Raw genomic sequence first — 23194 nt, forward strand, 5'->3', positions numbered from 1 at the left:
GGTCAGTGGGCGTGCCGGGCGGCGAGGGCCCGCAGCTCGTCGACGGCCGAGGCCGCGGACTCCGCGCCGTAGACCGCGGACCCCGCGACGAACACGTCGGCGCCCGCTTCGGCGCACTGCTCGATGGTCGAGGCCGACACCCCGCCGTCCACCTGGACCCAGACCTCGCCGCCGTGCTGCTCGACGGCCGCCCGCACCTGGGCCACCTTGGGCATCTGGTCGGCCAGAAAGGACTGCCCGCCGAAGCCCGGCTCGACGGTCATGACGAGGACCATGTCGAGCTCGGGCAGCAGGTCGGCGTACGGCGCCCAGGGCGTGCCGGGCTTGATCGCCATCCCCGCTCGGGCACCGGCGGACCGCAGCGCCCGGGCGAGCGCGCGGGGGTCGCGGGCGGCCTCGACGTGGAACGTCACCGACTGCGCTCCCGCCTCGGCGTAGGCGGGCGCCCAGCGGTCGGGGTCCTCGATCATGAGGTGGCAGTCGAGCGGGATCGGCGAGACCTTGAGCAGGGCCTCGACCACGGGGAGCCCCAGCGTGAGGTTGGGGACGAAGTGGTTGTCCATGACGTCGACGTGGGCCCAGTCGGCGTTCGAGATCGCCTCCAGCTCGGACCCGAGGGCGGCGAAGTCGGCGGAGAGGATCGAGGGTGAGATCTGCACGGCGCTCACCCTATCGACGGCCCGTCAGGCCTTCTTGCGCAGGAGCATGAAGAACATCGCGTCGGTGCCGTGCACGTGCGGCCACAGCTGGACCGACGGGCCGTCACCGAGGTCGTGGAGCACCTCGCCGGAGGCGTCGCGGAAGAGGTCGCGGGCGTCGACCACCTCGATGTCGTAGCGCCTCTTGATCACGTCGCGCACCACGAAGGTCGTCTCCGCCGGGTGCGGGCTGCAGGTCGCGTAGCCGACGAGACCGCCGGGCGCCACCGCGTCGAGCGCGCTGCGCAGCAGGTCGCGCTGGAGCGGGCCGAGCTGGGCGAGGTCGCTGGGCTGGCGCCGCCAGCGCGCCTCGGGACGACGACGCAGGGCCCCGAGCCCGGTGCACGGTGCGTCGACGAGGACCCGCCCGTATGCCGCGGGCTCCGCCTCCCCCACCTCCCGCCCGTCCGTGGTGCGCACCTCCACCGTCCGGCCTGCAGACGCCGCGAGCGCCACGAGCGGCTCGAGCGTGCTGCGGACGAGGTCGGCGCGGTGCTCGCTCACCTCGACCGCGACGAGGTCGGCGCCCGCCTCCACGGCGAGGGCACCGAGGACGCCGCTCTTGCCTCCCGGGCCCGCGCAGAGGTCGAGCCACCGGCTGGGCACCTCCGGGCCGACGGGCGCGGTCGCGAGCGCCACGGCGAGCAGCTGGGAGCCCTCGTCCTGCACGGCCGCCCGTCGCTCGCGCACCGCGCGGATCGCCCCCGGGTCACCGCCGTCGAGCACCGCGCCCCAGGGCGAGGTGGCGCTGGCGGTGGCACCGGCCCGGACGAGCTCCTCGACGGTGGCGAGCCCGGGGCGGGCGACGAGGCTGACCTTCGCCGGGCTGTTGTCGCTCTCGAGCAGCACCCGCAGCTCGGCGTCGACGTCCTCGCTGCCGGCGCGTCCGTGCGCGACGAGGGCGCCGCGCAGCGCGCTGACCACCCACTCCGGGTGCGAGTACTCGGTCGCGAGCGCCGCCGTCGAGCCGTCGGTGGGCACCACCTCGGCCAGCCACTCCTCGCGGGTCCGCTCGCTGATGCGGCGCATCACGGCGTTGACGAAGCCGCTCGCCCCGGCGCCGCTGACCGTGCGGGCCAGGCCGACGGTCTGGTCGGCGGCCGCGTGCGACGGGACGCGCATGCCGAGCAGCTGGTGGGCACCCAGGCGCAGGACGTCGAGCACGCCGGAGTCCACCTTCGACGTGGGCCGGCTGGCTGCGCGCTCGATGACGGCGTCGTAGAACCCCTGCATGCGCAGCGTCCCGAAGGCCAGCTCGGTCGCGAACGCGGCGTCACGGGCGTCGAGACGGTGCCGCCTGATGATGGCCGGCAGCTCGAGGTTGGCGTAGGCGCCCTCGTCCACTGCCCGCAGCAGCGTGTAGGCCGTGAGCCGCGCCGGCTCGGCGTGCCTGGACCGCTCGCTGGGCCGCTGCCGTGACCGCTGACTGCCTCCGGTGGTGCCTCCGGTGGTGCCGCCGCCGGGTCGGCGGTGTGGACGGGATCGGTCGGGTGAGGGCATCAGGTCAGCGTAGTGGCGCGCCGAGGTGCTCACCGTCGGTGATCCGGACGCCGCGGGCCCAGTCGGCGGCGGCCATCGCCTTCTTCCCCGGCGGCCTCACCTGCCCGAGCGTCACGAACCCGGACGACGTACCCACGTGGACCGCCTGCTTCGTCGCGTGCACCTCGCCGGCGGCGAGGTCGGGCAGCGCCTGGGCGTCCCCCGCACCGAGGAGCACCGGCTCGACCCCGAGCCGTTCGCCCCGGAACGTCGTCCAGGCCCCGGGTGCGGGCGTGCACCCACGGACGTGACGGCTGACGGCATACGCAGGGGTGTTCCACGCGACCTGCGCGTCGGCGGTCGTCAGCTTGGCCGCGTGCGAGACACCCTCGGAGGGCTGCGGCACCGCGGTGAGGTCGCCGCTCGCGAGCCCGTCCATCGTCGCGACGAGCAGCCCGGCGCCGGCGTGCGACAGCCGGTGCAGAAGGCTGCCGGCGGTGTCGTCGGGGCGGATCGTCTCGGTCATGAGCCCGAGGACCGGACCGGTGTCGAGCCCCTCCTCGATGACGAAGGTCGTCGCACCGGTGGTCTCGTCGCCCGCCATGATCGCGCGCTGCACCGGCGCCGCTCCCCGCCAGGCCGGCAGCACCGAGAAGTGCAGGTTGACCCAGCCGTGCCCCGGGATGTCGAGGACCTCGGGCGGCAGCAGCGCTCCGTAGGCCACCACCGGGCACGCGTCCGGAGCGATCTCGCGCAGCCGCGCCTGGACATCCGCGCTCCTCGGCGACACGGGGGTGAGGACCTCGATCCCGCGCTCCAGCGCGAGCGCCTTGACCGGCGAGGGGTGCAGGGTGCGGCCACGCCCGGAGCGAGCGTCGGGCCGGGTGAGGACCGCGACGACCTCGTGCTCGGAGGCGAGCAGCGCCTCGAGGGAGGGCAGGGCGGTCTCGGGGGTGCCGGCGAAGACCAGCCTCATCGGGTGCTGTCCTGGCTCGTCACGCGCGCCAGTCTACGAACGGCCTCAGGTCAGGAGCAGCCGGTCGAGCCGGCGGCCGACGACGCGCAGCCCGATCAGGCCCATCGCCACGAGGTAGAGCACCGAGAAGGCCGAGCCCCAGGTGAGCACCCCTGTCGTCAGCTCGCGGCACAGCACCACGCCGCGGTACAGCGGGGTCACCTCGACGACCCACCGCACCGCCGGCGGGTAGGCCGTCACCGGGAAGAAGGTGGCCGAGAAGAGGAACAGCGGCATGCTCGCCAGCGTGATGAACTCGAAGTCCTGCCAGCTGCGCATGAAGGTCGTCAACGCCATGCAGATCCCGCCGAAGGCGAGGCCGATGAGCAGCGTCGCCGGCACGACGAGCACCGCCCACCAGGACGAGACCAGTCCCATGGCGAGCATGACGAGCAGGAAGCCCGCGGAGTAGACGCCACCTCGCAGCAGCGACCAGGCGAGCTCCCCACGCGCGATGTCCATGGTCGTGAGCGGTGTGGCCAGCATCTGGTCGAACAGCTTGTTGTACTTGAGCTTGAAGAAGAAGTTGAAGGTCGAGTCGAGCAGCGCGCCGTTCATCGCGGAGGCCGCGAGCATCCCCGGGGCGACGAACTCGGCGTAGGGGATCGACTGCCCGTGGAACTCGAAGTCCGTCACCAGCTGCCCGACGCCGATACCGATGGAGAACAGGTAGAGGACCGGCTCGAGGAAGCCGGTCACGAAGATGTACCAGGCGCGACGGTAGGCGAGGTAGTTGCGGTAGAGCAGGAGCCCGGCGGCCTCCCCGGCGGAGACCGGCGAGGCGGCCGCGCGTCCCACCGACGTCGTGAGCAGCGCCATCAGGTGGCCATCCTCGCCGTGAGCCGGCGCACCGACCAGAACCAGCCGGCGAGCGCCATCGCCGCGAGGTAGCCGCCGTGGACCGCGGCCATGGCCCCGTCGACCCGACCCAGCGTGAGCATCCGGGTGAGGTCGACCCCGTGCCACAACGGGGTCACCCTGGCGACGATTTCCAACCAGCCGAGGGACGACACCGGGAAGAACGCACCTGAGAACAGGAACAGCGGGATCATCGCCAGCCGGTAGAGGAGCGAGAAGGCGCTCTCGTCCCTGAGGCCGGCCGAGAACGCGTGGATCACCGTCGCGAACGCCAACCCGACGAGCAGCTGGACGACGAACGCCCCGACGACACCCCACACCGAGCCGAAGACGCCGAAGGGCGCGAGGACCGCGAGGAACACCGCGCATGTGGTCGCCACCCGGAACAGCACGAACCCCAGGTGCGAGAGGACGACGTCGGCGATGCGCAGCGGCGTCGCGATCATGCCGAAGTAGGTGCGGTGCCACTTGACCATGCCCATCACCGGGTAGGTCATCTCACCGAAGGCGGTGGTCATCGCCTGCGCCGCGACAAGGCCCGGGGCGATGAAGGCGAGGTAGGAGGTGGCGCCCTGCAGGGTGGTTGCGTCCGCCTCGACGAACCCGCCCAGGAGCACGCCCATGGCCAGGACGTAGAAGAGCGGCGTGACGAACGACGTGACGACCGAGCCCTTCCACGTCCGGCGGTAGACGATGGCCCAGTAGTCGACGAGGCGGAGCGCCCCGGCGAGCGCGCTGCTCGGGGGACGGCAGACGTCGTCCCGGGTGGTGCCGTCCAGAGGCGCGCGTTCCTCGAGTGCCATCAGTCCACCAGGGTCCGGCCGGTGAGGCGCAGGAACACGTCCTCCAGCGAGGAGCGACGCACCAGGGTCGCCACCGGCTCGAGGCCGCGCTCGTGCACGCGGGCCAGGACGTGCTCGCCGTCCTGGCTGTAGACGAGCAGCCGGTCCGGGAGCACCTCGACGCGCTCCCCCAGGTCCGCCAGCCTCTCGGCGAGCTCGTCGTGCTCGCCCACGCCGAACCTCAGCTCGGCCACCTCACGGGTGGAGTGGCGCCGGATGAGCTCCAGCGGCGAGCCCTCGGCCACGACCAGCCCCTTGTCCATGACGACGAGACGGTCGCAGAGCTGCTCGGCCTCGTCCATGTAGTGGGTGGTGAGCACGAGCGTCACGCCCTGCTGCTTGAGCCGGAAGAGCCGGTCCCAGACGACGTGCCTGGCCTGGGGGTCGAGCCCGGTCGTCGGCTCGTCGAGCAGGAGGACGTCGGGCCGGTTGATGAGCGACCGGGCGATCGTGAGGCGACGCTTCATGCCGCCCGAGAGGTCGTCGACCATGGCGTCGGCCTTCTCGGTGAGCTGGACGAAGGCCAGCAGCTCGTCGACCCGCGCGCGGACCTCCTTGCGGGCCAGCCCGAAGTAGCGCCCGTAGACGTAGAGGTTGTCGCGGACGGTGAGCTCGTTGTCGAGGGTGTCCTCCTGGGGGCAGACGCCGATCCGCGCCCGAATCTCGGGACCCGACACGTCCGGGTCCATGCCCAGGATGCGCAGCTCGCCGGCGCTGACCGGCGACACGGCCGCGATCATCCGCATCGTCGAGGACTTCCCGGCGCCGTTGGGCCCGAGGAAGCCGAAGGCCTCGCCCCGGCGGACGTCGACGTCGATGCCGCGCACCGCCTCGACGTCCCCGAACGACTTGCGCACCCCGCGGGCACGGATCATCGGCTCTGTCACTGTCACGTCACGACACCCTAGGTCCGGGCGGCGACATCGCCACCGGGTTTTCGCGACGGTGACGCGGTCGCCGGTCAGCGCGCCGGGTCGCGGGGGTCGAGGCGCGCGGTGACCGGCTGTGCCTCCTTGCGGGCCGAGCGGCGGGCGCGCATCGCCGCCACCTCGGCTGCGAGGGCCGGTCCGTCGGCCAGCGGCGCGGTGAGCACGACCCGTTCGGTGTCCGCGGCGAGCGGCAGCGGACCGAGCACCCGCACCGAGGCGCCCAGGCGCATCTCTGCCACGGCGGACTGGAGGGCAGGGCGCGCCCCGGTGAGCGTGGCGACCCTTGCCGCGGGGGGCAGCCCCAGCTCGACGCGCTCGGCCAGCTCGCGCTCGGCGAACCACGCGGGGTCCCAGCGGACGAGGGCCTCGAGCGCCGGCACGGTCGTGTGGGTCGGGGCCCCGGCGAGCACGACCACGCCGCCGTCGACCGCGCCACGGGTCAGTCCCACCGCGCCCGCCCACCGGCGCAGCGACTCCTCGGCGGCGTCGAGCGCCGGCCGGTCGAGCAGCGCCCACGCGTCGAGCAGGAGGCAGGCGGCGTAGCCACCCTCGGCCACCGGCTCGGCGCCGGGGGTGGAGATGACGAGCCGCGGCTTCGCGTCCACCCGGTCGACGACGGCTCCGGCACCCGACGTCGCCAGCGGCACTCCGGGGAACGCCCGACCGAGCTCCTCCGCGGTCCGACGCGCCCCGACGACGGACGACCGCAGCCGTGGGGAGCCGCAGTGCGAGCACTCGAAGCGCGTCTCGACGGCGCCGCACCAGCGACAGGTCGGGGGCTGCCCCGGACCGCGCAGCGCGAGGGGTCCGGAGCAGACCCGGCACCGTGCAGGGCGGCGGCAGTCCAGGCAGGACAGCGACGGGAGGTAGCCGCGACGGGGCACCTGGACGAGCACCGGCCCCCGGGCCAGCGCCTCCTTGGCGACCTGCCACGCGGACGAGGGAAGGTGGGCACGCGCCGCCGCCGGGTCCCGGGCGAGGTCCGAGCCCTCACCCGCCACGCGCACCCGCGCGACCACCTGGCGCAGCACCGACCGCGGAGCCTCCAGCGGCACGACGATGCCCTCGGTCACCCACTGGGCGACGGCGACGGTCCGGGTGAAGCCGGCACCCAGCAGGGCGGCCCCCTCGAGGTCGGCACGCAGCCGGGCCACCTCGCGGACCTGCGGGTAGGGAGCCCTCGGCTCGTCGTGGAGGTCGTCGCCGTCGTCCCACCACGCGACGAGCCCGAGGTCGTGCACCGGGGCGAAGGCGGCCGCACGGGTCCCGACGACGACGCGCACGTGGCCGCGAAGGACCTTGAGGTATGCCGTGTAGCGCGCCTGCGGTCCCTGGTCGGCCGTGAGCCGGACGTGGTGCCCCTTGCCGAGGCGCTCGGTCAGCACCTCCTCCACCCGGGCGACGTCGCGCGCGTCGGGGACGACGAGCACGGAGCCCCGCCCTCCCGCGAGCGCGGCCGCCGCAGCGTCGGCGAGCAGCCGTGGCCAGTCCGCGGCCGGGTCGACCGACGGGGCGGCGAGCAGGGACGCGGCCGGCCGGTCGCCCGAGGCGAGCCGAGAGAGGAAGGCAGGCCCGCCGGCATACCGGCTCCAGGCGACCGACTCCCCCGCAGGGACGGCGTCGGCCCCGGGCGCCTCGAGCACGAGGGCCTTCTCGGCGGCGGCGTGCCGCGGCGGCACCGCGAGGCGGAGCACGTCCCCCACGGCGCCGCCGTAGCGCTCGGCGACCGCGCGGGCGAGGGTGAGCACCGCGGGGGTGAGCACCGGCTCCGGCGAGACGACGCGACGGATCGTCGCGAGGCGCCCGTCGTGGTCGGGCTCCGCAGCGCGCGACACGACGAACCCGTCGAGGTCCTGCCCGGCGAAGCGGACCTTGACCCGAGCGCCCGGGACGACCAGCGCGTCGAGGTCGGCGGGCACGAGGTACTCGAACGGCCGGTCGAGGTGGGCCAGCCCGGTGTCCACGAGGACGGAGGCGACCGGGTCGGCCTGCGCGACGGCGACACCCTCGCGCCGGGTGGGACGGGCGCGAGTGGTCGGCTGGATCAGCGACAGCTGCGTCCCCCCGTCGACCTCGCCCATGCCGCCGAAACTAGTCGACCGCGGAGACAGCCGTCCGACCGAGGCGGTCGAGCAGGAGGGCCGTGACCTCGTCGGGGCGTTCGACGGCGGGCAGGTGACCGGCCCAGCCGAGCTCCACCAGCTCGGCCCCGGGGATCTCTCGGGCGAGCAGGGAGCCGACGTCGCGGTTGTGGGCGACGTCGAGCGCGCCGGAGACCACCAGCGTCGGAACGGTGAGCGCTGACGGGTCGACCTCGACGCGTTCCGGCTGCGGGGCCGGGTCCAGCGCGTCCGCCACCAGCTGGACCTCGAAGGCCCGACGCTGCATCCGGGCGACGTCGGCGCGTGCCTCGTCCGACGCCTCTGGTCCCAGCCACATCTCGACGTTGAGCGCGACCGCGCCGTCGACGTCGCCCGCCTCGAGCAGCTCGTCCTCGCGCCGGCCGAACTCCAGCACGACCGGGTCGGCGACGTCGAGCCCCCGGTGGGCGGGGCACAGCAGCACGAGGGAGTCGACCCGGTCAGGGTGTCGGGTCGCCAGCTCGAGCGCGACCCGGCCGCCGAACGAGGCGCCGACGACGGCCGCGGAGGTGACGCCCAGGACGTCGAGCAGGTGGGCGACGTCGTCGGCGTCCGCGTAGGCCCCACCGGGGATCGGCGTGTCCCCGAAGCCGCGCAGGTCCGGCCGGATGATGCGGTGGGCCGGCTCGAGACCGCGGGACACGGCCCCCCACATGCCCCGGTCGGTGACCCCGGAGTGGAGCAGGACGACGACCGGCCCCGACCCTGCGTCGTCGTGGGCGAGGACGAGGGGGTCGGGGCCGGTCGGGGTCAGTGTGCTCAGCTCTTCACGGCGCGCTGGAGCTCCTCGACGCGGTCGGTGCGCTCCCACGTGAACGCGTCCGTGACGCCGTCGGCGGCGGTGCGGCCGAAGTGGCCGTAGGCCGCCGTCGGCTTGTAGATCGGGCGGAGCAGGTCGAGGGCGTCGAGGATCGCGGCGGGACGCAGGTCGAAGACGGAGAGGATCGCGTCCTGGATCTTGTCGGCCGGTGCGGTCTCGGTGCCGAAGGTCTCGACGTAGATGCCGACCGGCTGGGCCTTGCCGATGGCGTAGGCGACCTGGACCTCGCAGCGACGGGCCAGGCCCGCGGCGACGACGTTCTTGGCGACCCAGCGGGTGGCGTAGGCGGCCGAGCGGTCGACCTTGCTCGGGTCCTTGCCGGAGAAGGCGCCTCCGCCGTGGCGGGCCATGCCGCCGTAGGTGTCGACGATGATCTTGCGGCCGGTCAGCCCGGCGTCGCCCATGGGGCCACCGATGACGAAGGTGCCCGTCGGGTTGATGAGCGAGCGGTAGCCCGACGTGTCGAGGTCCGTGCCCTCCTCGGCGAGCTCGGCGAGCACGGGGGCGATGACGTGCTTCTCGATGTCGGGTCCGAGCAGCCCCTCGAGGGAGATGCCCTCCGCGTGCTGGGTCGAGAGGACGACGGTGTCGAGGCGGACCGCCTTGTCGCCCTCGTAGCCGATCGTCACCTGGGTCTTGCCGTCGGGCCTGAGGTAGGCGAGCTGGTCGTTCTTGCGCACCTTGGTGAGTTGCTCGGCGAGCCGGTGAGCGAGGTGGATGGGGAGCGGCAGGAGCTCGGCGGTGTCGTCGCAGGCGTAGCCGAACATCAGGCCCTGGTCGCCGGCACCCTGCTTGTCGAGCGGGTCGACGCCGCCGGTGCGGTTCTCGTATGCCGTGTCGACGCCCTGAGCGATGTCGGGGCTCTGCTGGCCGATCGAGACCTCGACACCGCAGGACGCGCCGTCGAAGCCCTTGGTGGAGGAGTCGTAGCCGATGCCGAGCACCGTGTCGCGGACGATCTTGGGGATCTCGACGTAGGCCTCGGTCGTGACCTCACCCGCGACGTGCACGAGGCCGGTCGTCACCATGGTCTCGACGGCGACCCGCGCCCGTGGGTCCTGCGCGAGCATCGCGTCGAGGATGGAGTCGGAGATCTGGTCGCAGATCTTGTCGGGGTGTCCCTCGGTCACGGACTCGGACGTGAACAGGCGTGCAGCCACCAGGGCTCTCCTTCAGACGGTCGGAACTCTCGCGCCCCACGGCGCGGACCGGCCAAATCCTACGGGTTCCCGGGCGTGCCGAGCGATGCCGCCCACGACGGGGCCGTGGCGTCGGCTCAGAGGAGCCCGGCGACGACGTCCCACACCGCGGCCGAGACGGCGGCCTTGCTCACCGGTCCGACCTCGACTGTCTCGTCGCTGCCACGGCGCAGGATCGTCACGGTGTTGTCGTCGGCCCCGAAGGTCCGGTCCACACCGACCTCGTTGACGACCAACACGTCACAGCCCTTGCGCTCGAGCTTGGCTCGGCCGTGCTCGAGCACGGTCCCGTGCGCGTCGCCGGTCTCGGCAGCGAAGCCGACGATGACCGGGCTGTCCGCCTCCCCTCGCCGCTGCACGAGCTCGGCGAGGATGTCGGGGTTGCGCACGAGCGTGATGACCGGCGCCGACTCGTCGATGCTGCCGTCGGCCCCGTCCACATGGGTCTTCTTGATCTTCGTGGCGGCGTAGCTCGCCGGGCGGAAGTCGGCGACCGCCGCGGCCATGACGACGACGTCGGCGGTGGCGGCCGCAGCGTGGACCGCCTCGCGGAGCTGGAGCGCGGTCTCCACGGCGACGACGTCGATGCCGGGCAGGTCGGCCGGCGCCGAGGTGACGAGGGTGACCTCGGCGCCACGCCCGGCTGCGGCGGCGGCGAGGGCGTGGCCCTGCTTGCCGGAGCTGCGGTTGCCCAGGAACCGCACCGGGTCGAGCGGCTCGCGGGTGCCCCCGGCGCTGACGACGACGCGGCGTCCGGCCAGGTCCCCGAGCGGCCCCGTCGAGGGGGACAGTGCGGCGTCCCCGGGGTTCGCGTCCGCGAGGGGGGCCGGGTTCTCGACCGGGGTCGCGGGCGCAGCAGCGGTGGGGGACGTGCGGGCCGAGCGGGCTAGCTCACGCTCGCACACGGCATACAGCTCCTCGGGCTCGGGCAGGCGGCCCGGACCGGTGTCCTTGCCGGTGAGTCGGCCGACGGCCGGTGGCACGACGTGCACGCCGCGCTCGGACAGCGTCGCGACGTTGGCCTGGGTGGCGGGGTGGTCCCACATCTCCGTGTGCATCGCCGGCGCCATGACGACCGGGCAGCGGGCGGTGAGCAGGACGTTGGTGAGCAGGTCGTCGGCCTGGCCGGTCGCCGCCCGCGCGAGCAGGTCGGCGGTGGCCGGCGCGACGACGACGAGGTCGGCCTCCTGCCCCAGGCGCACGTGCGGGACGTCCTGGACGTCGGACCACACGTCGGTGCTCACCGGTTTGCCCGACAGCGCCGCCCACGTGGGGGCACCGACGAACCTCAGGGCAGAGGCGGTCGGGACGACGGTGACGTCGTGGCCGGCCTCGGCGAGCAGACGCAGCAGGGAGCAGGCCTTGTATGCCGCGATGCCGCCCGCCACACCGAGGACGACGCGCACGAGGAGCTCAGTCCTCGATCTTCTCTGCGGTGAGCTTGTTGCCGTTGATCTCGCGCAGGGCGATCGACAGGGGCTTGTCGTAGACCTCGGAGTCGACGAGCGGGCCGACGTGCTCGAGGAGACCCTCCTGGAGCTGCGCGTAGTAGGCGTTGATCTGGCGCGCGCGCTTGGCCGAGTACAGGACGAGGGAGTACTTGGAGTCGGCGTGCGTGAGGAGCTCGTCGATCGGCGGGTTGGTGATGCCGATGGGGTTGGCCTTGGTGCCTGACACGGAATCAGTCTCTTTTCGGGTTGGGGGTGCGCATCAATGATACGAGTTCGTCGGCGGCCCGCCGAACGTCGTCGTTGACGATGGTGACGTCGAACTCCTCGGCGGCGGCGAGCTCGGCCCGCGCCGTGGTGAGGCGGACCTCGCGCTCCTCCTCGGACTCGGTGCCCCGCCCGACCAGTCGGCGGACCAGCTCGTCCCAGCTGGGCGGCGCGAGGAAGACGAAGAGCGCGTCCGGCATGGTCTCGCGCACCTGGCGGGCGCCCTGGAGGTCGATCTCGAGCAGCGCGGGCCGGCCGTCCGCCAGCGCCGCCTCCACCGGGCCCCGGGGGGTGCCGTACTGGGCGCGGCCGTGGACGGTGGCCCACTCGAGGAACTCGCCCCGGTCCACCATGCGACCGAAGTCCTCGTTGGTCAGAAAGTGGTAGTGCCGCCCGTCGACCTCGTCGGGTCGTGGGCGACGCGTCGTCGCCGAGACGGACAGCCAGACGTCGGGGTGGTGCTCGCGCACGTGGGCCGCGACGGTTCCTTTGCCGACCGCGGTCGGGCCGGCGAGGACGGTGAGCCGGGAGGTGCCGGTCACGCCTTGTCGAAGCGGGCGAGGAGCGCGGAGATCTGGTTCTGGCCGAGGCCTCGGACGCGGCGGCTCTCGCTGATGCCGATCTCCTCCATGAGGGCCTTGGCCTTGACCCGGCCGACGCCCGGCATCGACTCGAGGAGGGCGGACACGCGCATCTTGCCGATCACGTCGTTGGACTTCCCTTCGGTGATGACCTGGCTGAGGTCGCCCTGTGCGTACTTGAGGCGGTTCTTGACGGTGGCCCGCTCCCGGCGGGCGGCTGCGGCCTTCTCCAGTGCGGCAGAGCGTTGCTCCGATGTCAGCGGCGGAAGTGCCATTGCGGGTGTCCTCCGTGTGGTGCTGGTTCGGGTGCTGCTGCTCAACACCCGTCCGATCGATTTAACCACGGCGGACAACCCCGGTCGGACCGGTACGGGTCGCTGACCTCGGTGTTCAGCCGATCAGGGCGGCCAGCCGCTCGCTGGTCGCCGCAGCCCGGTCACGCAGCGCGGCGACGTCCGGACCGGCCGAGAGCACGTCGCGGCTGCTCGCCGGCAGGACGTCGGGAAGGGCGTCCCCGAAGACCCGCCTGAGGTCGTCGGCGGTGCCTCCCTGCGCCCCCACGCCGGGGGCGAGGAGCGGGCCGCCCACGGCGGCCAGGTCGAGCCCGAGCTCCTGCACCGCGCTGCCGACCGTGGCGCCCACGACGAGCCCGGTGCTGCCGAGCTCGCCCGCGGCCCGGGCGGCGGCGTTCTCCGCCGTGGCCCCGAGCACCATCGACTCCGCGACGCTCAGCTCGCCCAGGCGGGCGTGCTGCACGTCCTTGCCCTCGGAGTTCGAGGTGAGGGCGAGGACGAAGACGCCACGGCCGTGGGCGGCGGCGGTGTCGAGGGCCGGCCGCAGCGACTCGAAGCCGAGGTAGGGGCTGACGGTGAGCGCGTCGGCGGGGGCCGGCGCGCCGCCGCCGAGGTAGGCCTCGGCGTAGGCGGCCATCGTCGAGCCGATGTCGCCGCGCTTGGCGTCGAGCAGCACGAGCGTCCCGGCGGCGCGCAGGTCCCGGATCGCGTCCTCGAGCACGGCGACTCCCCCGGACCCGAAGACCTCGAAGAAGGCCGACTGCGGCTTGACGACCGCGACGTGGCCGGCGAAGGCGTCGACGCAGGCCGCGGTGAACGAGCGCAGCCCGTCGAGGTCGTATGACAGCTCCCACGACTCCACGAGCGCGCGGTGCGGGTCGATGCCGGCGCAGAGCGGCCCGTGCTGCTGCATCGCCGCCCGGAGCCGCCGGCCGAAGGTCTGCGTGGTCTGGCCGGTCACGGGAGCACCATCCTGTCGTGGGCGATCCCGACGAGGTCGGTGATCCGGTCGACACCGTGCGACGCGGCGAGCTCGCACAGCTCGGTGAGGACGCGCTGCGGCGCGGTCGGGTCGTTGAAGGTCGCCGTGCCGACCTGGACGCACGTGGCGCCCGCGGCGATGAGCTCGAGGGCGTCGCGTCCGGTGCGCACGCCGCCGACCCCGATGAGGGGCACCCGCTGCACGCGCCCCTCCCGCATCGCCGCCGTCACCTGCCAGAGCGCGCGGACGGCGACCGGGCGGATCGACGGCCCGGACAGCCCGCCCGTGATCCCGCCCAGCTGGGGCCGCAGGAGGTCGGTGTCGATGACCATCCCGAGCAGGGTGTTGATCATCGTCAGGCCGGTGGCGCCGGACTTCACCGCCGCGTCGGCGATCGAGACGATGTCGGTGACGTCGGGCGTGAGCTTCGCGAAGATCGGGACGTCCCGGGGCAGCTGCTCGCGCACGAGGGCGACGACCTTGCCGGAGGCCAGCGGGTCGCAGGCGAAGACGAGGCCGCGGTTGGCGACGTTGGGGCACGAGATGTTGACCTCGACGCCGACGACGCAGTCGAAGGCGTCGCTGTCAGCGAGGACCCGGGCCACGTCCGCGAACTCGCCCGCCGTGTTGCCGGCGATGGAGACGAGCACCCGGGCACCGACCGACTTCAGCCAGGGCAGGTCCTTGGCCACGAAGGCACGGATTCCCGGGCCCTGGAGGCCGATGGAGTTGAGCATCCCCGACGCGGTCTCGGCCATGCGCGGTGTCCCGCGCCCGGAGCGGGCGTCCATCATCACGGTCTTGGTGACGAAGGCGCCGAGCGTGGAGACGTCGAAGAAGCGGTGCAGCTCGCGGCCGTTCGCGGCACACCCCGACGCCGTCATCACCGGGTTGGGCAGGGTCCGGCCGGTGAACGTCACCGACATGTCGACGACCATCAGTGGCCCCCCGTCCTGGGTGCGCCGACCGCGTCCTCGGGGACACCGCAGACACCGTCGTGGAAGGCCTCCCAGCGGATGCGGTCCCCCCGGAAGACCGGCCCCTCGACGCACGAGCGGACCATCGAGGTGACGCCGTCCTTGCCGCGGACCGGCATGACGCAGGTCATGCAGATGCCGATGCCGCACGCCATGGACTCCTCCACCGCGACCTGCGCGACTGCGCCGTGCTCGGCCGCCACCCGCGTCACCGACTGGAGCATGCCCATCGGCCCGCAGGCGTAGGCGACCGGAGCGCCCGTACGCCGGAAGACCTCGGGCAGCACGTCGCTCACCCAGCCCCGCTGCCCGGCGGAGCCGTCGTCGGTGGTCACGGTCACGCCGTCGGCGGCCCGTCGCGCCTCGACCACCCCGAACAGCCGGTCCTCGGAGGCCGCGCCCAGCACCATCTCGACGGTGCAGCCACGGGCGCGCAGGACGTCGGCGAGCCAGAAGAGCGGCGCGGAGCCGTACCCGCCGCCGACGAGCACGCACGGCACCGGCTCGGTGGGCAGGGGGAACGCCCGACCGAGCGGGGCCACGACGTCGACGGCGTCGTGGGCGCGCAGCTCGGTGAGCCACTGCGTGCCGGGGCCCTTGGCGGCGACGACGAGGTCGAGGGTGCCGCCGTACGTCCCCGACGGGCTCACCTTGTGGATCGAGAACGACCGCCGCAGAAGCGTCCCGCTCGTCGGGCCGCCGACCGCGAGGGCGGCGAACTGCCCGGGGCGGGCGAGCTCGGCGACGCCGGGCGCGACGATGGTGAGGTGGTGGTAGGCGCCGACCCGGCGCGTGGCGATGACCTCGCCGGCGACCTTGACGACCCCGGTCTCCCGACTCACTTCGCTGCCACCTGCATGAGGTCGAGGTGGCGGGCGTGCTCCTGCAGCGAGGTCACCGTGAGGTCACCGCGCCGCAGGGCCTCGATGGCCTGCACGGCCGCGGCGAACTCCTGGACGGTCGTGATGAGCGGGACGTCGGCGGCGTTGGCCGCGGCGCGGATGGCGTAGCCGTCGGCGCGGGCGCTCTGCCCGGTGGGCGTGTTGATCACCATCGCGATCTCACCGTCGAGGATGAGCTCGGCGATCGTGCGGGCCTCGCTCGCCGCGGCGTCGGTCGCGCGCTCGGTGATCTTGCGGATGACCTTGGCCGGAATGCCGTTGCGCCGCAGCACGTCTGCGGTGCCGGAGGTCGCCACGACGTCGAACCCGAGGTCCACGAGGCGGCTCACCGGGAAGAGCATGGCCCGCTTGTCGCGGTTGGCGACCGACACGAAGACCGTGCCGTCCGCCGGCAGCCCGCCGTATGCCGCGAGCTGGCTCTTGCCGAACGCGCGGCCGAACGTCGTGTCGATGCCCATGACCTCACCGGTGGAGCGCATCTCGGGTCCGAGGAGGCTGTCGACCATCGTGCCGTCGGCCTGCCGGAAGCGGTTGAAGGGCAGCACCGCCTCCTTCACCGAGATCGGCGCGTGCGCCGGGAGCGTGCCCCCGTCGCCGCTGGGCGGCAGCACGCCCTCCTGGCGCAGCTGGGCGATGCTCGCGCCGAGCATGATCCGGGCAGCGGCGTTGGCCAGGGCCACGCCCGTCGCCTTGGCGACGAAGGGCACGGTGCGCGAGGCCCGCGGGTTCGCCTCGAGGACGTAGAGGATGTCCTGCGCCAGGGCGAACTGGACGTTCATCAGCCCGACGACGCCGATCCCCTGGGCGAGCTTGAGCGCGCTCTCCCGGACCAGCTCGATCTCGGCGTTGCCGAGCGTCGCCGGCGGGAGGGCGCAGGCGCTGTCACCGGAGTGGATGCCCGCCTCCTCGATGTGCTCCATGACGCCACCGAGGTACATCTCGGTCCCGTCGTAGAGGACGTCCACGTCAATCTCGATCGCGTCGTCGAGGAAGCGGTCGACGAGCACCGGGTGCTCGGACGACGCCGCCGTCGCGCGGTCGACGTAGGTGCGCAGGGTCTCGTCGTCGTAGACGATCTCCATGCCGCGTCCGCCGAGGACGTAGGACGGTCGCACGAGCACCGGGTAGCCGATCTCCTGCGCCACCGCGAGAGCCTCGCTCGAGCTGTATGCCGTCCCGTGCCGTGGCGCGGGCAGCTTCGCCTCCGCGAGCACCCGACCGAACGCCCCGCGGTCCTCGGCGAGGTCGATCGCCTCCGGGGAGGTGCCGACGATCGGGACACCGGCGTCCTTGAGCGCGTGGGCGAGGCCCAGCGGCGTCTGGCCACCGAGCTGGACGATGACGCCGGCGATCGGGCCGGCCTGCTTCTCCGCGTGGTAGACCTCGAGCACGTCCTCGAGCGTGAGCGGCTCGAAGTAGAGGCGCGAGCTCGTGTCGTAGTCGGTGGAGACGGTCTCGGGGTTGCAGTTGACCATGACCGTGTCGTAGCCGGCGTCGCGCAGGGCGAAGCTCGCGTGGACGCACGAGTAGTCGAACTCGACGCCCTGGCCGATCCGGTTCGGGCCCGACCCGAGGATGATGACGGCCTCGCGCTCGCGTGGGGCGACCTCCGTCTCCTCGTCGTACGAGCTGTAGTGGTACGGCGTCTGCGCGGCGAACTCGGCGGCGCAGGTGTCGACGGTCTTGAAGACCGGCCGCACCCCGAGGGCGTGACGGACACCGCGGACGACCGCCTCCGGCATACCCCGGATCTCGCTGAGCTGCTGGTCGGAGAAGCCGTGCCGCTTCGCCAGCCGGAGCAGGTCCGGGGTGAGCTCGGCCGCCTCGCCGACGGCCTCGGCGACCTGGTTGAGCAGCTCGATCTGGTCGAGGAACCACGGGTCGATGCCGGTGGCCTCGTGCGTCTCCTCGACCGTGGCACCACCGCGCATGGCCTGCTGCACCGTGACGATGCGGCCGTCGGTGGGACGGGCGGCGACGGCGAGCAGCCGCAGGGCCTCCTCGCGCGTGGGCGCCTCGTCGCGCCAGTGGAACGAGGAGCCCTTCTGCTCGACCGAGCGCAGCGCCTTCTGCATCGCCTCGGTGAAGCTGCGGCCGATCGCCATGGCCTCACCGACCGACTTCATCGTCGTCGTGAGGGTGTCGTCGGCGGCCGGGAACTTCTCGAACGCGAACCGTGGGACCTTGACGACGACGTAGTCGAGGCTCGGCTCGAAGCTCGCCGGGGTCTCGCGGGTGATGTCGTTGGGGACCTCGTCAAGGGTGTAGCCGATCGCCATCTTGGCGGCGATCTTGGCGATCGGGAAGCCGGTCGCCTTCGAGGCCAGGGCCGACGAGCGCGAGACGCGCGGGTTCATCTCGATGACGATGATCCGGCCGTCCACGGGGTTGATGGCGAACTGGATGTTGCAGCCACCCGTGTCGACGCCGACCTCGCGGATGATCGCGATGCCGACGTCGCGCAGCCGCTGGTACTCGCGGTCGGTGAGGGTCAGGGCCGGGGCGACCGTGATGGAGTCACCGGTGTGCACGCCCATGGGGTCGAGGTTCTCGATGGAGCAGACGACGACCACGTTGTCCTCGTGGTCGCGCATCACCTCGAGCTCGTACTCCTTCCACCCGGTGATCGACTCCTCGAGGAGGACCTCGGTGGTGGGGCTCGCCTGGAGGCCGGCGCCGGCCATGCGGCGCAGCTCGGTCTCGTCGTGGGCGAAGCCGGACCCGAGGCCACCCATGGTGAACGACGGCCGCACGACCATGGGGTAGCCGAGCTCCTCGGCCGCAGCCAGGCACTCGTCCATGGTGTGGGCGATCACCGAGCGGGCGCTCTCGGCGCCGCAGCGCTCTACGACGCCCTTGAAGAGCTGGCGGTCCTCGCCCAGCTGGATCGCCTCGACGTTGGCGCCGATGAGCGGGCAGCCGTACTTCTCGAGGACACCGTTCTCGTGCAGGGCGATCGCGCAGTTCAGGGCGGTCTGGCCGCCGAGGGTGGCGAGCACCGCATCAGGGCGCTCCTTGTCGATGATCTTCTCGACGACCTCGGGCGTGATCGGCTCGATGTAGGTCGCGTCCGCGAACTCCGGGTCGGTCATGATGGTCGCCGGGTTGGAGTTGACGAGGATGACGCGCACGCCCTCCTCGCGCAGGACCCGGCAGGCCTGGGTACCGGAGTAGTCGAACTCGCAGGCCTGCCCGATGACGATCGGGCCGGACCCGATGACGAGGACGCTCCTGATGTCGTCACGCTTCGGCATGTCAGGCGCTCGCCTTCTTGGTCGAGTCGAGCAGGTCGACGAACCGGTCGAAGAGGTATGCCGCGTCGTGCGGTCCCGCTGCGGCTTCCGGGTGGTACTGCACGGAAAAGCCGGTGAGATCGCCTGTGCGAGAACGCAGCTCGAGGCCCTCGACGACGTCGTCGTTGAGGCAGACGTGCGAGACCCGGGCGGTCCCGAAGTCGGTGTCGCTGTCACGGTCGAGCGGGGCGTCGACGGCGAAGCCGTGGTTGTGCGAGGTCACCTCGACCTTGCCGGTGCTGCGGTCCATGACCGGCTGGTTGATGCCACGGTGTCCGTAGCGGAGCTTATAGGTCCCGAAGCCCAGCGCGCGGCCGAGGAGCTGGTTGCCGAAGCAGATCCCGAAGAACGGGATGCCCGCACCCAGCACCTCGCGCAGGACGCCGACGGCGTGCTCGGCGGCAGCAGGGTCGCCGGGACCGTTGCTGTAGAAGACCCCGTCGAGGCCGTGGAGCTCGCGGAGCCGGGCGAGGTCGGCGAAGGTCGAGCTCTCCGGCAGGACGTGCACCTCGATGCCCCGCTCCGCCATGAGCTGCGGGGTCATCGTCTTGATGCCGAGGTCCAGCGCGGCGACGGTGAAGCGCTTCTCGCCGTGTGCCTCCACGACGTAGGCCGTGTCGGTGCTGACCTCCTCGGCCAGCGACGCACCGACCATCTCGGGGGCGGCGGTGACGTGCTCGAGGAGGTGGGCGGCCGGCATACCGGCGGCTTCTCCCGAGAAGATGCCGACCCGCATGGCCCCCCGCTCGCGCAGGTGGCGGGTCAGGGCCCGGGTGTCGATGTCGCAGATGCCCACGACGCCCTGGGCGGCCAGCTCGTCCTCGAGCGTGCGCTGCGAGCGCCAGCTCGAGGGCCGGAGCGCGGGGTCGCGCACGACGTAGCCGGAGACCCAGATCCGCGAGGACTCGTCGTCCTCGTCGTTCCAGCCGGTGTTGCCGACGTGCGGGGCGGTCATGACGACGACCTGGCGGTGGTAGCTCGGGTCGGTGAGCGTCTCCTGGTAGCCGGTCATCGCGGTGCAGAAGACGGCCTCGCCGGTGGTCTCCCCCCGGCTGCCGTAGGCACGCCCGGCGAAGGTGCGCCCGTCCTCGAGCACGAGCACGGCGGGTTCGCGGGTGTCGATCATGGCGTCTCTCCCTGACGAGCCGTGACCCTGCCTCGCAGGAGGGTCGTGTGCACGGCACCGGTGAAGCTCATGCCGTGCCATGGATTGTTGCGGGACAACGACTTCGACGCAGCGGCGTCCACCGTGTGACCGGCGTCGGGGTCGACGAGCACGAGGTTGGCGGGGGCGCCGACCTCGACGGCCCGACCGTGGCCGGTCAGGCCCGCGATGCGGGCCGGGGCCACGGACATGCGGTCGGCGAGGCCGGCGAGGTCGAGGGCGCCGGAGCGCACCATCGTGTCGTGGACGACGGCGAAGGCCGTCTCGAGCCCGAGCATGCCGAAGGCCGCGTCGACGAAGGCGTGCTCCTTGTCGTGACGGGCGTGCGGCGCGTGGTCGGTCGCGACGGCGTCGATGGTGCCGTCGGCAAGGGCAGCGCGCAGCGCCTCGACGTCCTCGGTCGGTCGCAGCGGCGGGTTGACCTTGAAGACGGGGTCGTAGCCGCTGAGGCGGTCCTGGGTGAGCAGGAGGTGGTGGGGAGTCACCTCGGCGGTGAGCGCGATCCCCTGCGCCTTGGCCCAGCGGACGACCTCGACCCCCTCGGCCGTGGTGACGTGCGCGACGTGGATCCGGGAGCCGGTGTGCCGTGCGAGCTGCGCGTCACGGGCGATGATGCTCGACTCGGCGACGGCCGGCCAGCCCGGCAGCCCCAGGCGGCCGGACAGCTCCCCCTCGTGGCAGCAGGCGGACGACCCGGCGAGCGAGGGGTCCTGGCTGTGCTGGCTGACGACGCCGCCGAAGGCGCGGACGTACTCGAGCGCGCGGCGCATGACCCGGGCGTCGTGGACGCACCGGCCGTCGTCCGAGAACACGCTGACCCCGGCCCGCGAGCGGTGCATGAGCGCCAGCTCGGCGAGCTCCTCGCCGGCGAGGGCCTTGGTCACGGCGCCGACCGGCTGGACGTCGACGAGCCCGGTGGCGCGGCCGAGGTCGAGGACCCGCTCGGCCGCCTCGGCGGTGTCGGTGACGGGGCTGGTGTTGGCCATCGCGAGGACGACGGTGAACCCGCCGACCGCGGCCGCTGCTGAGCCGGTCGCGATGGTCTCGGCGTCCTCACGCCCGGGCTCACGCAGGTGGGTGTGGAGGTCGACGAAGCCGGGCAGCAGCACGAGACCCTCGGCGTCGAGTCGCTCCACGTCGGAGGGCGCATCCAGGCCGGTGCCGATCCCGGTGACCACGCCGTCGCGGACGAGGACGTCGGTGGCGTCGCCGCCGAGGGGGCGGGCACCGCTGATCAGGAGCGTGCTCATGCCGCACTCCCCTGTGCCGGGGTCCCCACCGAGGGCGTGTCCGCCCCGGCGAGCAGGTGGTAGAGGACGCTCATCCGCACCGCCACCCCCGCGCTCACCTGGTCGAGCACGAGGCTCTGCGCGGCGTCGGCCGCGTCGGCGCTGATCTCGAGTCCGCGGTTCATGGGGCCGGGGTGGCAGATGACGATCTCCGGGTTCGCGTCGGTGAGGCGGGCAAGGCGGTCGCGGGTCAGGCCGTAGCCCACGGTGTACTCGCGGGCCGTCGGGAAGTAGCCGCCGCTCATCCGTTCCTTCTGGACGCGCAGCATCATCAGGGCGTCCACCGGGCGGGCGTCGCTCCCGCCGAGGACGGCGTCGAGGTCGTGGCCCACCACGAAGCCGTCACGCTCGGCCCACGAGGTGATGCCGCTCGGCATCAGCGTCGGCGGGGCGACCAGCGTGACGTCCGCCCCGAGCCGGCGCAGCGAGATGAGGTTCGAGCGCAGCACCCGGGAGTGGGTGAGGTCCCCCACGATGGCGACGTGCCGGCCCTCCAGCGAGCCGAGGCGGCGCTCCATCGTGTAGGCGTCGAGCAGGGCCTGGGTCGGGTGCTCGTGGGTGCCGTCGCCGGCGTTGATGACGTGCGCGTCGACCCACCCGGCGACCTGGTGGCAGGCGCCCGAGGCACCGTGGCGGATGACGAACGCGTCGACCCCCATGGCGTCGATCGTGCGCACCGTGTCACGCAGCGACTCGCCCTTGGAGGTCGCCGAGCCCTTGCCGGTGATGTTGATGGTGTCTGCGGACATCCACTTCCCGGCGATCTCGAACGAGCTGCGGGTGCGAGTCGAGTCCTCGAAGAAGAGGTTGATGATCGTGCGCCCCCGCAGCGTCGGGATCTTCTTGACCTCGCGGTGCTGCACCTCGTGCATCTGGGTTGCGGTGTCGAGGATCGTCCGGATGGCCGGGGCGTCGAGGTCGGCCATCGACAGGAGGTGGCGTGGCATACGGGTCGTCGTCACCGGGCACCTCCGGTGATCGTGACGCTGTCGGCGCCGTCGACGTCGGCGAGCCGGACGCGCACGGTCTCGGTCTGCGACGTCGGGAGGTTCTTGCCGACGTGGTCGGCGCGGATCGGCAGCTCGCGGTGGCCCCGGTCGACGAGGACGGCAAGCCGGACCGCGGCGGGACGCCCGTGGTCGGCGAGCGCGTCGAGCGCGGCACGGACGGTCCGCCCGCTGTAGAGGACGTCGTCGACGAGGACGACGACCTTGCCGTCGACGCCCGAGTCGGGGATCTCAGTGGGCATCGGCGCCCGGGTCGGCTGCCGTCGCAGGTCGTCGCGGTACATCGTGATGTCGAGGCTGCCGACGGGGATCGCGCTCCCCTCGACCTCGGCGATGAGCTCGGCCAGGCGTCGGGCCAGCGGGACGCCGCGCGACGGGATGCCGAGGAGGACGAGGCGGTCGGCGCCCTTGTTGGCCTCGAGGATCTCGTGGGCGATGCGGCGCAGGGCCCGGGAGATGTCCCCTGCTCCGAGGACCGTCCTCCCCTCGCCGGTCGGGGGGGCGGACTCGCTCGAGGAGCCCTGGGTCGAATCTGGACTCTGTGGCACAGCTGCGTCAGGACACATGGATGTCATGACCTCCTTCCCTGCCTCACGGGACAGGTCGTTAAAGGATGTCGGTCGGTGACACTGTAGCGACTCCCCCGCCGCCCCTTCGACACCGCCCACGCCGAGCGTCCACCTCGTGGGACACATAACGCAGCGCTATGCCTGACCAAACCAGATGTGATGTCATGGGTGCACCCATCCGCCGTCGAAGGAGGCACCGTGCACCCGCAGACAGCTCAGACACCCCAGGCCGCCACGTCGTGCCCCCTCACCGAGGGTGCGCTGTTCCCGCCGCGCGACGCCGACGCGGAGACGTTCCAGGCGTGGCTCGCCCGGGCGGCCTGGCCCGAGGTCGTCTTCGGCGCCCGGCTCCCCCGCGCTACTGCACCGTAAGGCGGGGTGGATTCAAGCGGTGAAGGAAACACCGGGGTTGTCGTGCTCGGACAGTAGCTTGTCGAGGA

The 23194-nt window shown here is 72.7% G+C and carries 22 protein-coding genes; 1 reads left to right on the top strand and 21 read right to left on the bottom strand.

Going from position 1 to position 23194, the window contains the following annotated elements:
- Positions 1-2: 2 nt before the first annotated feature.
- The 21 genes from rpe to pyrR all read right to left on the bottom strand — a co-directional run bounded on the left by rpe (position 3) and on the right by pyrR (position 22733).
- Entirely contained in the window at positions 3-659 is a 657-nt protein-coding gene (gene rpe / locus ACOJV9_RS15900) for a ribulose-phosphate 3-epimerase (RefSeq protein WP_420186209.1), read from the bottom strand.
- Positions 660-683: 24 nt separating this feature from the next.
- On the bottom strand, positions 684-2198 hold the full coding sequence (locus ACOJV9_RS15905) for an RsmB/NOP family class I SAM-dependent RNA methyltransferase (RefSeq protein WP_420186210.1): 1515 nt from the start codon (positions 2196-2198) through the stop codon (positions 684-686).
- Positions 2199-2202: 4 nt separating this feature from the next.
- Positions 2203-3153 carry a methionyl-tRNA formyltransferase gene (gene fmt / locus ACOJV9_RS15910; RefSeq protein ID WP_420186211.1) on the bottom strand — a complete coding sequence of 317 codons (951 nt, stop codon included), beginning with the start codon at positions 3151-3153 and terminating at the stop codon, positions 2203-2205.
- Positions 3154-3198: 45 nt separating this feature from the next.
- Entirely contained in the window at positions 3199-4011 is an 813-nt protein-coding gene (locus ACOJV9_RS15915) for an ABC transporter permease (protein ID WP_420186212.1), read from the bottom strand.
- Positions 4011-4853: an ABC transporter permease gene (locus ACOJV9_RS15920; protein ID WP_420186213.1), complete on the bottom strand. Its 843-nt coding sequence runs from the start codon at positions 4851-4853 to the stop codon at positions 4011-4013. Before ACOJV9_RS15920 ends, ACOJV9_RS15915 begins: the two co-directional genes overlap by 1 nt.
- Positions 4853-5767 carry an ABC transporter ATP-binding protein gene (locus ACOJV9_RS15925; protein WP_420186228.1) on the bottom strand — a complete coding sequence of 305 codons (915 nt, stop codon included), beginning with the start codon at positions 5765-5767 and terminating at the stop codon, positions 4853-4855. Before ACOJV9_RS15925 ends, ACOJV9_RS15920 begins: the two co-directional genes overlap by 1 nt.
- Positions 5768-5853: 86 nt before the next feature.
- Positions 5854-7902 carry a primosomal protein N' gene (locus tag ACOJV9_RS15930; protein ID WP_420186214.1) on the bottom strand — a complete coding sequence of 683 codons (2049 nt, stop codon included), beginning with the start codon at positions 7900-7902 and terminating at the stop codon, positions 5854-5856.
- Between the two features lie 10 nt (positions 7903-7912).
- On the bottom strand, positions 7913-8773 hold the full coding sequence (locus tag ACOJV9_RS15935) for an alpha/beta fold hydrolase (protein ID WP_420186215.1): 861 nt from the start codon (positions 8771-8773) through the stop codon (positions 7913-7915).
- Positions 8722-9942, bottom strand: coding sequence for a methionine adenosyltransferase (gene metK, locus ACOJV9_RS15940; protein WP_420186216.1), 1221 nt, complete (start codon positions 9940-9942; stop codon positions 8722-8724). Before metK ends, ACOJV9_RS15935 begins: the two co-directional genes overlap by 52 nt.
- Positions 9943-10058: 116 nt before the next feature.
- Positions 10059-11387: a bifunctional phosphopantothenoylcysteine decarboxylase/phosphopantothenate synthase gene (locus ACOJV9_RS15945; protein WP_420186217.1), complete on the bottom strand. Its 1329-nt coding sequence runs from the start codon at positions 11385-11387 to the stop codon at positions 10059-10061.
- Positions 11388-11394: 7 nt separating this feature from the next.
- Positions 11395-11658: a DNA-directed RNA polymerase subunit omega gene (gene rpoZ, locus ACOJV9_RS15950; RefSeq protein ID WP_420186218.1), complete on the bottom strand. Its 264-nt coding sequence runs from the start codon at positions 11656-11658 to the stop codon at positions 11395-11397.
- 4 nt (positions 11659-11662) lie between these two features.
- Complete coding sequence (gene gmk / locus ACOJV9_RS15955) at positions 11663-12238, bottom strand: guanylate kinase (protein ID WP_420186219.1); 576 nt, start codon at positions 12236-12238, stop codon at positions 11663-11665.
- Positions 12235-12552 carry an integration host factor, actinobacterial type gene (gene mihF / locus ACOJV9_RS15960; RefSeq protein ID WP_420186220.1) on the bottom strand — a complete coding sequence of 106 codons (318 nt, stop codon included), beginning with the start codon at positions 12550-12552 and terminating at the stop codon, positions 12235-12237. Before mihF ends, gmk begins: the two co-directional genes overlap by 4 nt.
- Positions 12553-12667: 115 nt before the next feature.
- Positions 12668-13483: an orotidine-5'-phosphate decarboxylase gene (gene pyrF, locus ACOJV9_RS15965; RefSeq protein ID WP_420186229.1), complete on the bottom strand. Its 816-nt coding sequence runs from the start codon at positions 13481-13483 to the stop codon at positions 12668-12670.
- A 44-nt stretch (positions 13484-13527) separates the two neighbouring features.
- Entirely contained in the window at positions 13528-14490 is a 963-nt protein-coding gene (locus ACOJV9_RS15970; protein WP_420186221.1) for a dihydroorotate dehydrogenase, read from the bottom strand.
- Complete coding sequence (locus ACOJV9_RS15975) at positions 14490-15371, bottom strand: dihydroorotate dehydrogenase electron transfer subunit (RefSeq protein ID WP_420186222.1); 882 nt, start codon at positions 15369-15371, stop codon at positions 14490-14492. Before ACOJV9_RS15975 ends, ACOJV9_RS15970 begins: the two co-directional genes overlap by 1 nt.
- Positions 15368-18685 (bottom strand): carbamoyl-phosphate synthase large subunit, encoded by a 3318-nt coding sequence (gene carB / locus ACOJV9_RS15980; RefSeq protein ID WP_420186223.1) that lies wholly within the window; start codon positions 18683-18685, stop codon positions 15368-15370. Before carB ends, ACOJV9_RS15975 begins: the two co-directional genes overlap by 4 nt.
- Position 18686: 1 nt before the next feature.
- Positions 18687-19850 (bottom strand): glutamine-hydrolyzing carbamoyl-phosphate synthase small subunit, encoded by a 1164-nt coding sequence (carA, locus tag ACOJV9_RS15985; protein ID WP_420186224.1) that lies wholly within the window; start codon positions 19848-19850, stop codon positions 18687-18689.
- On the bottom strand, positions 19847-21139 hold the full coding sequence (locus ACOJV9_RS15990; protein WP_420186225.1) for a dihydroorotase: 1293 nt from the start codon (positions 21137-21139) through the stop codon (positions 19847-19849). The genes carA and ACOJV9_RS15990 overlap by 4 nt, the downstream gene beginning before the upstream one ends.
- Entirely contained in the window at positions 21136-22125 is a 990-nt protein-coding gene (locus ACOJV9_RS15995; RefSeq protein WP_420186230.1) for an aspartate carbamoyltransferase catalytic subunit, read from the bottom strand. Before ACOJV9_RS15995 ends, ACOJV9_RS15990 begins: the two co-directional genes overlap by 4 nt.
- A gap of 11 nt (positions 22126-22136) precedes the next feature.
- Positions 22137-22733: a bifunctional pyr operon transcriptional regulator/uracil phosphoribosyltransferase PyrR gene (gene pyrR / locus ACOJV9_RS16000; RefSeq protein WP_420186226.1), complete on the bottom strand. Its 597-nt coding sequence runs from the start codon at positions 22731-22733 to the stop codon at positions 22137-22139.
- A 219-nt stretch (positions 22734-22952) separates the two neighbouring features.
- On the opposite strand from pyrR, the gene ACOJV9_RS16005 reads away from it, so the two are divergent.
- Positions 22953-23126 (top strand): hypothetical protein, encoded by a 174-nt coding sequence (locus ACOJV9_RS16005; RefSeq protein WP_420186227.1) that lies wholly within the window; start codon positions 22953-22955, stop codon positions 23124-23126.
- The last annotated feature ends 68 nt before the right edge of the window (positions 23127-23194 follow it).

The organism is Knoellia terrae (assembly GCF_048606435.1).
GTDB classification, from domain to species: Bacteria; Actinomycetota; Actinomycetes; order Actinomycetales; family Dermatophilaceae; genus Knoellia; species Knoellia terrae.

What these genes read in the sequence shown, in the direction of transcription:
- ACOJV9_RS15905 (WP_420186210.1), bottom strand. Translation starts at nt 2,198, where the DNA reads ATGCCCTCACCCGACCGATCCCGTCCACACCGCCGACCCGGCGGCGGC.
- fmt (WP_420186211.1), bottom strand. Translation starts at nt 3,153, where the DNA reads ATGAGGCTGGTCTTCGCCGGCACCCCCGAGACCGCCCTGCCCTCCCTC.
- ACOJV9_RS15915 (WP_420186212.1), bottom strand. Translation starts at nt 4,011, where the DNA reads ATGGCGCTGCTCACGACGTCGGTGGGACGCGCGGCCGCCTCGCCGGTC.
- ACOJV9_RS15920 (WP_420186213.1), bottom strand. Translation starts at nt 4,853, where the DNA reads ATGGCACTCGAGGAACGCGCGCCTCTGGACGGCACCACCCGGGACGAC.
- ACOJV9_RS15925 (WP_420186228.1), bottom strand. Translation starts at nt 5,767, where the DNA reads ATGATCCGTGCCCGCGGGGTGCGCAAGTCGTTCGGGGACGTCGAGGCG.
- ACOJV9_RS15930 (WP_420186214.1), bottom strand. Translation starts at nt 7,902, where the DNA reads ATGGGCGAGGTCGACGGGGGGACGCAGCTGTCGCTGATCCAGCCGACC.
- mihF (WP_420186220.1), bottom strand. Translation starts at nt 12,552, where the DNA reads ATGGCACTTCCGCCGCTGACATCGGAGCAACGCTCTGCCGCACTGGAG.
- pyrF (WP_420186229.1), bottom strand. Translation starts at nt 13,483, where the DNA reads ATGCAGCAGCACGGGCCGCTCTGCGCCGGCATCGACCCGCACCGCGCG.
- ACOJV9_RS15970 (WP_420186221.1), bottom strand. Translation starts at nt 14,490, where the DNA reads ATGGTCGTCGACATGTCGGTGACGTTCACCGGCCGGACCCTGCCCAAC.
- carB (WP_420186223.1), bottom strand. Translation starts at nt 18,685, where the DNA reads ATGCCGAAGCGTGACGACATCAGGAGCGTCCTCGTCATCGGGTCCGGC.
- carA (WP_420186224.1), bottom strand. Translation starts at nt 19,850, where the DNA reads ATGATCGACACCCGCGAACCCGCCGTGCTCGTGCTCGAGGACGGGCGC.
- ACOJV9_RS15990 (WP_420186225.1), bottom strand. Translation starts at nt 21,139, where the DNA reads ATGAGCACGCTCCTGATCAGCGGTGCCCGCCCCCTCGGCGGCGACGCC.
- ACOJV9_RS15995 (WP_420186230.1), bottom strand. Translation starts at nt 22,125, where the DNA reads ATGCCACGCCACCTCCTGTCGATGGCCGACCTCGACGCCCCGGCCATC.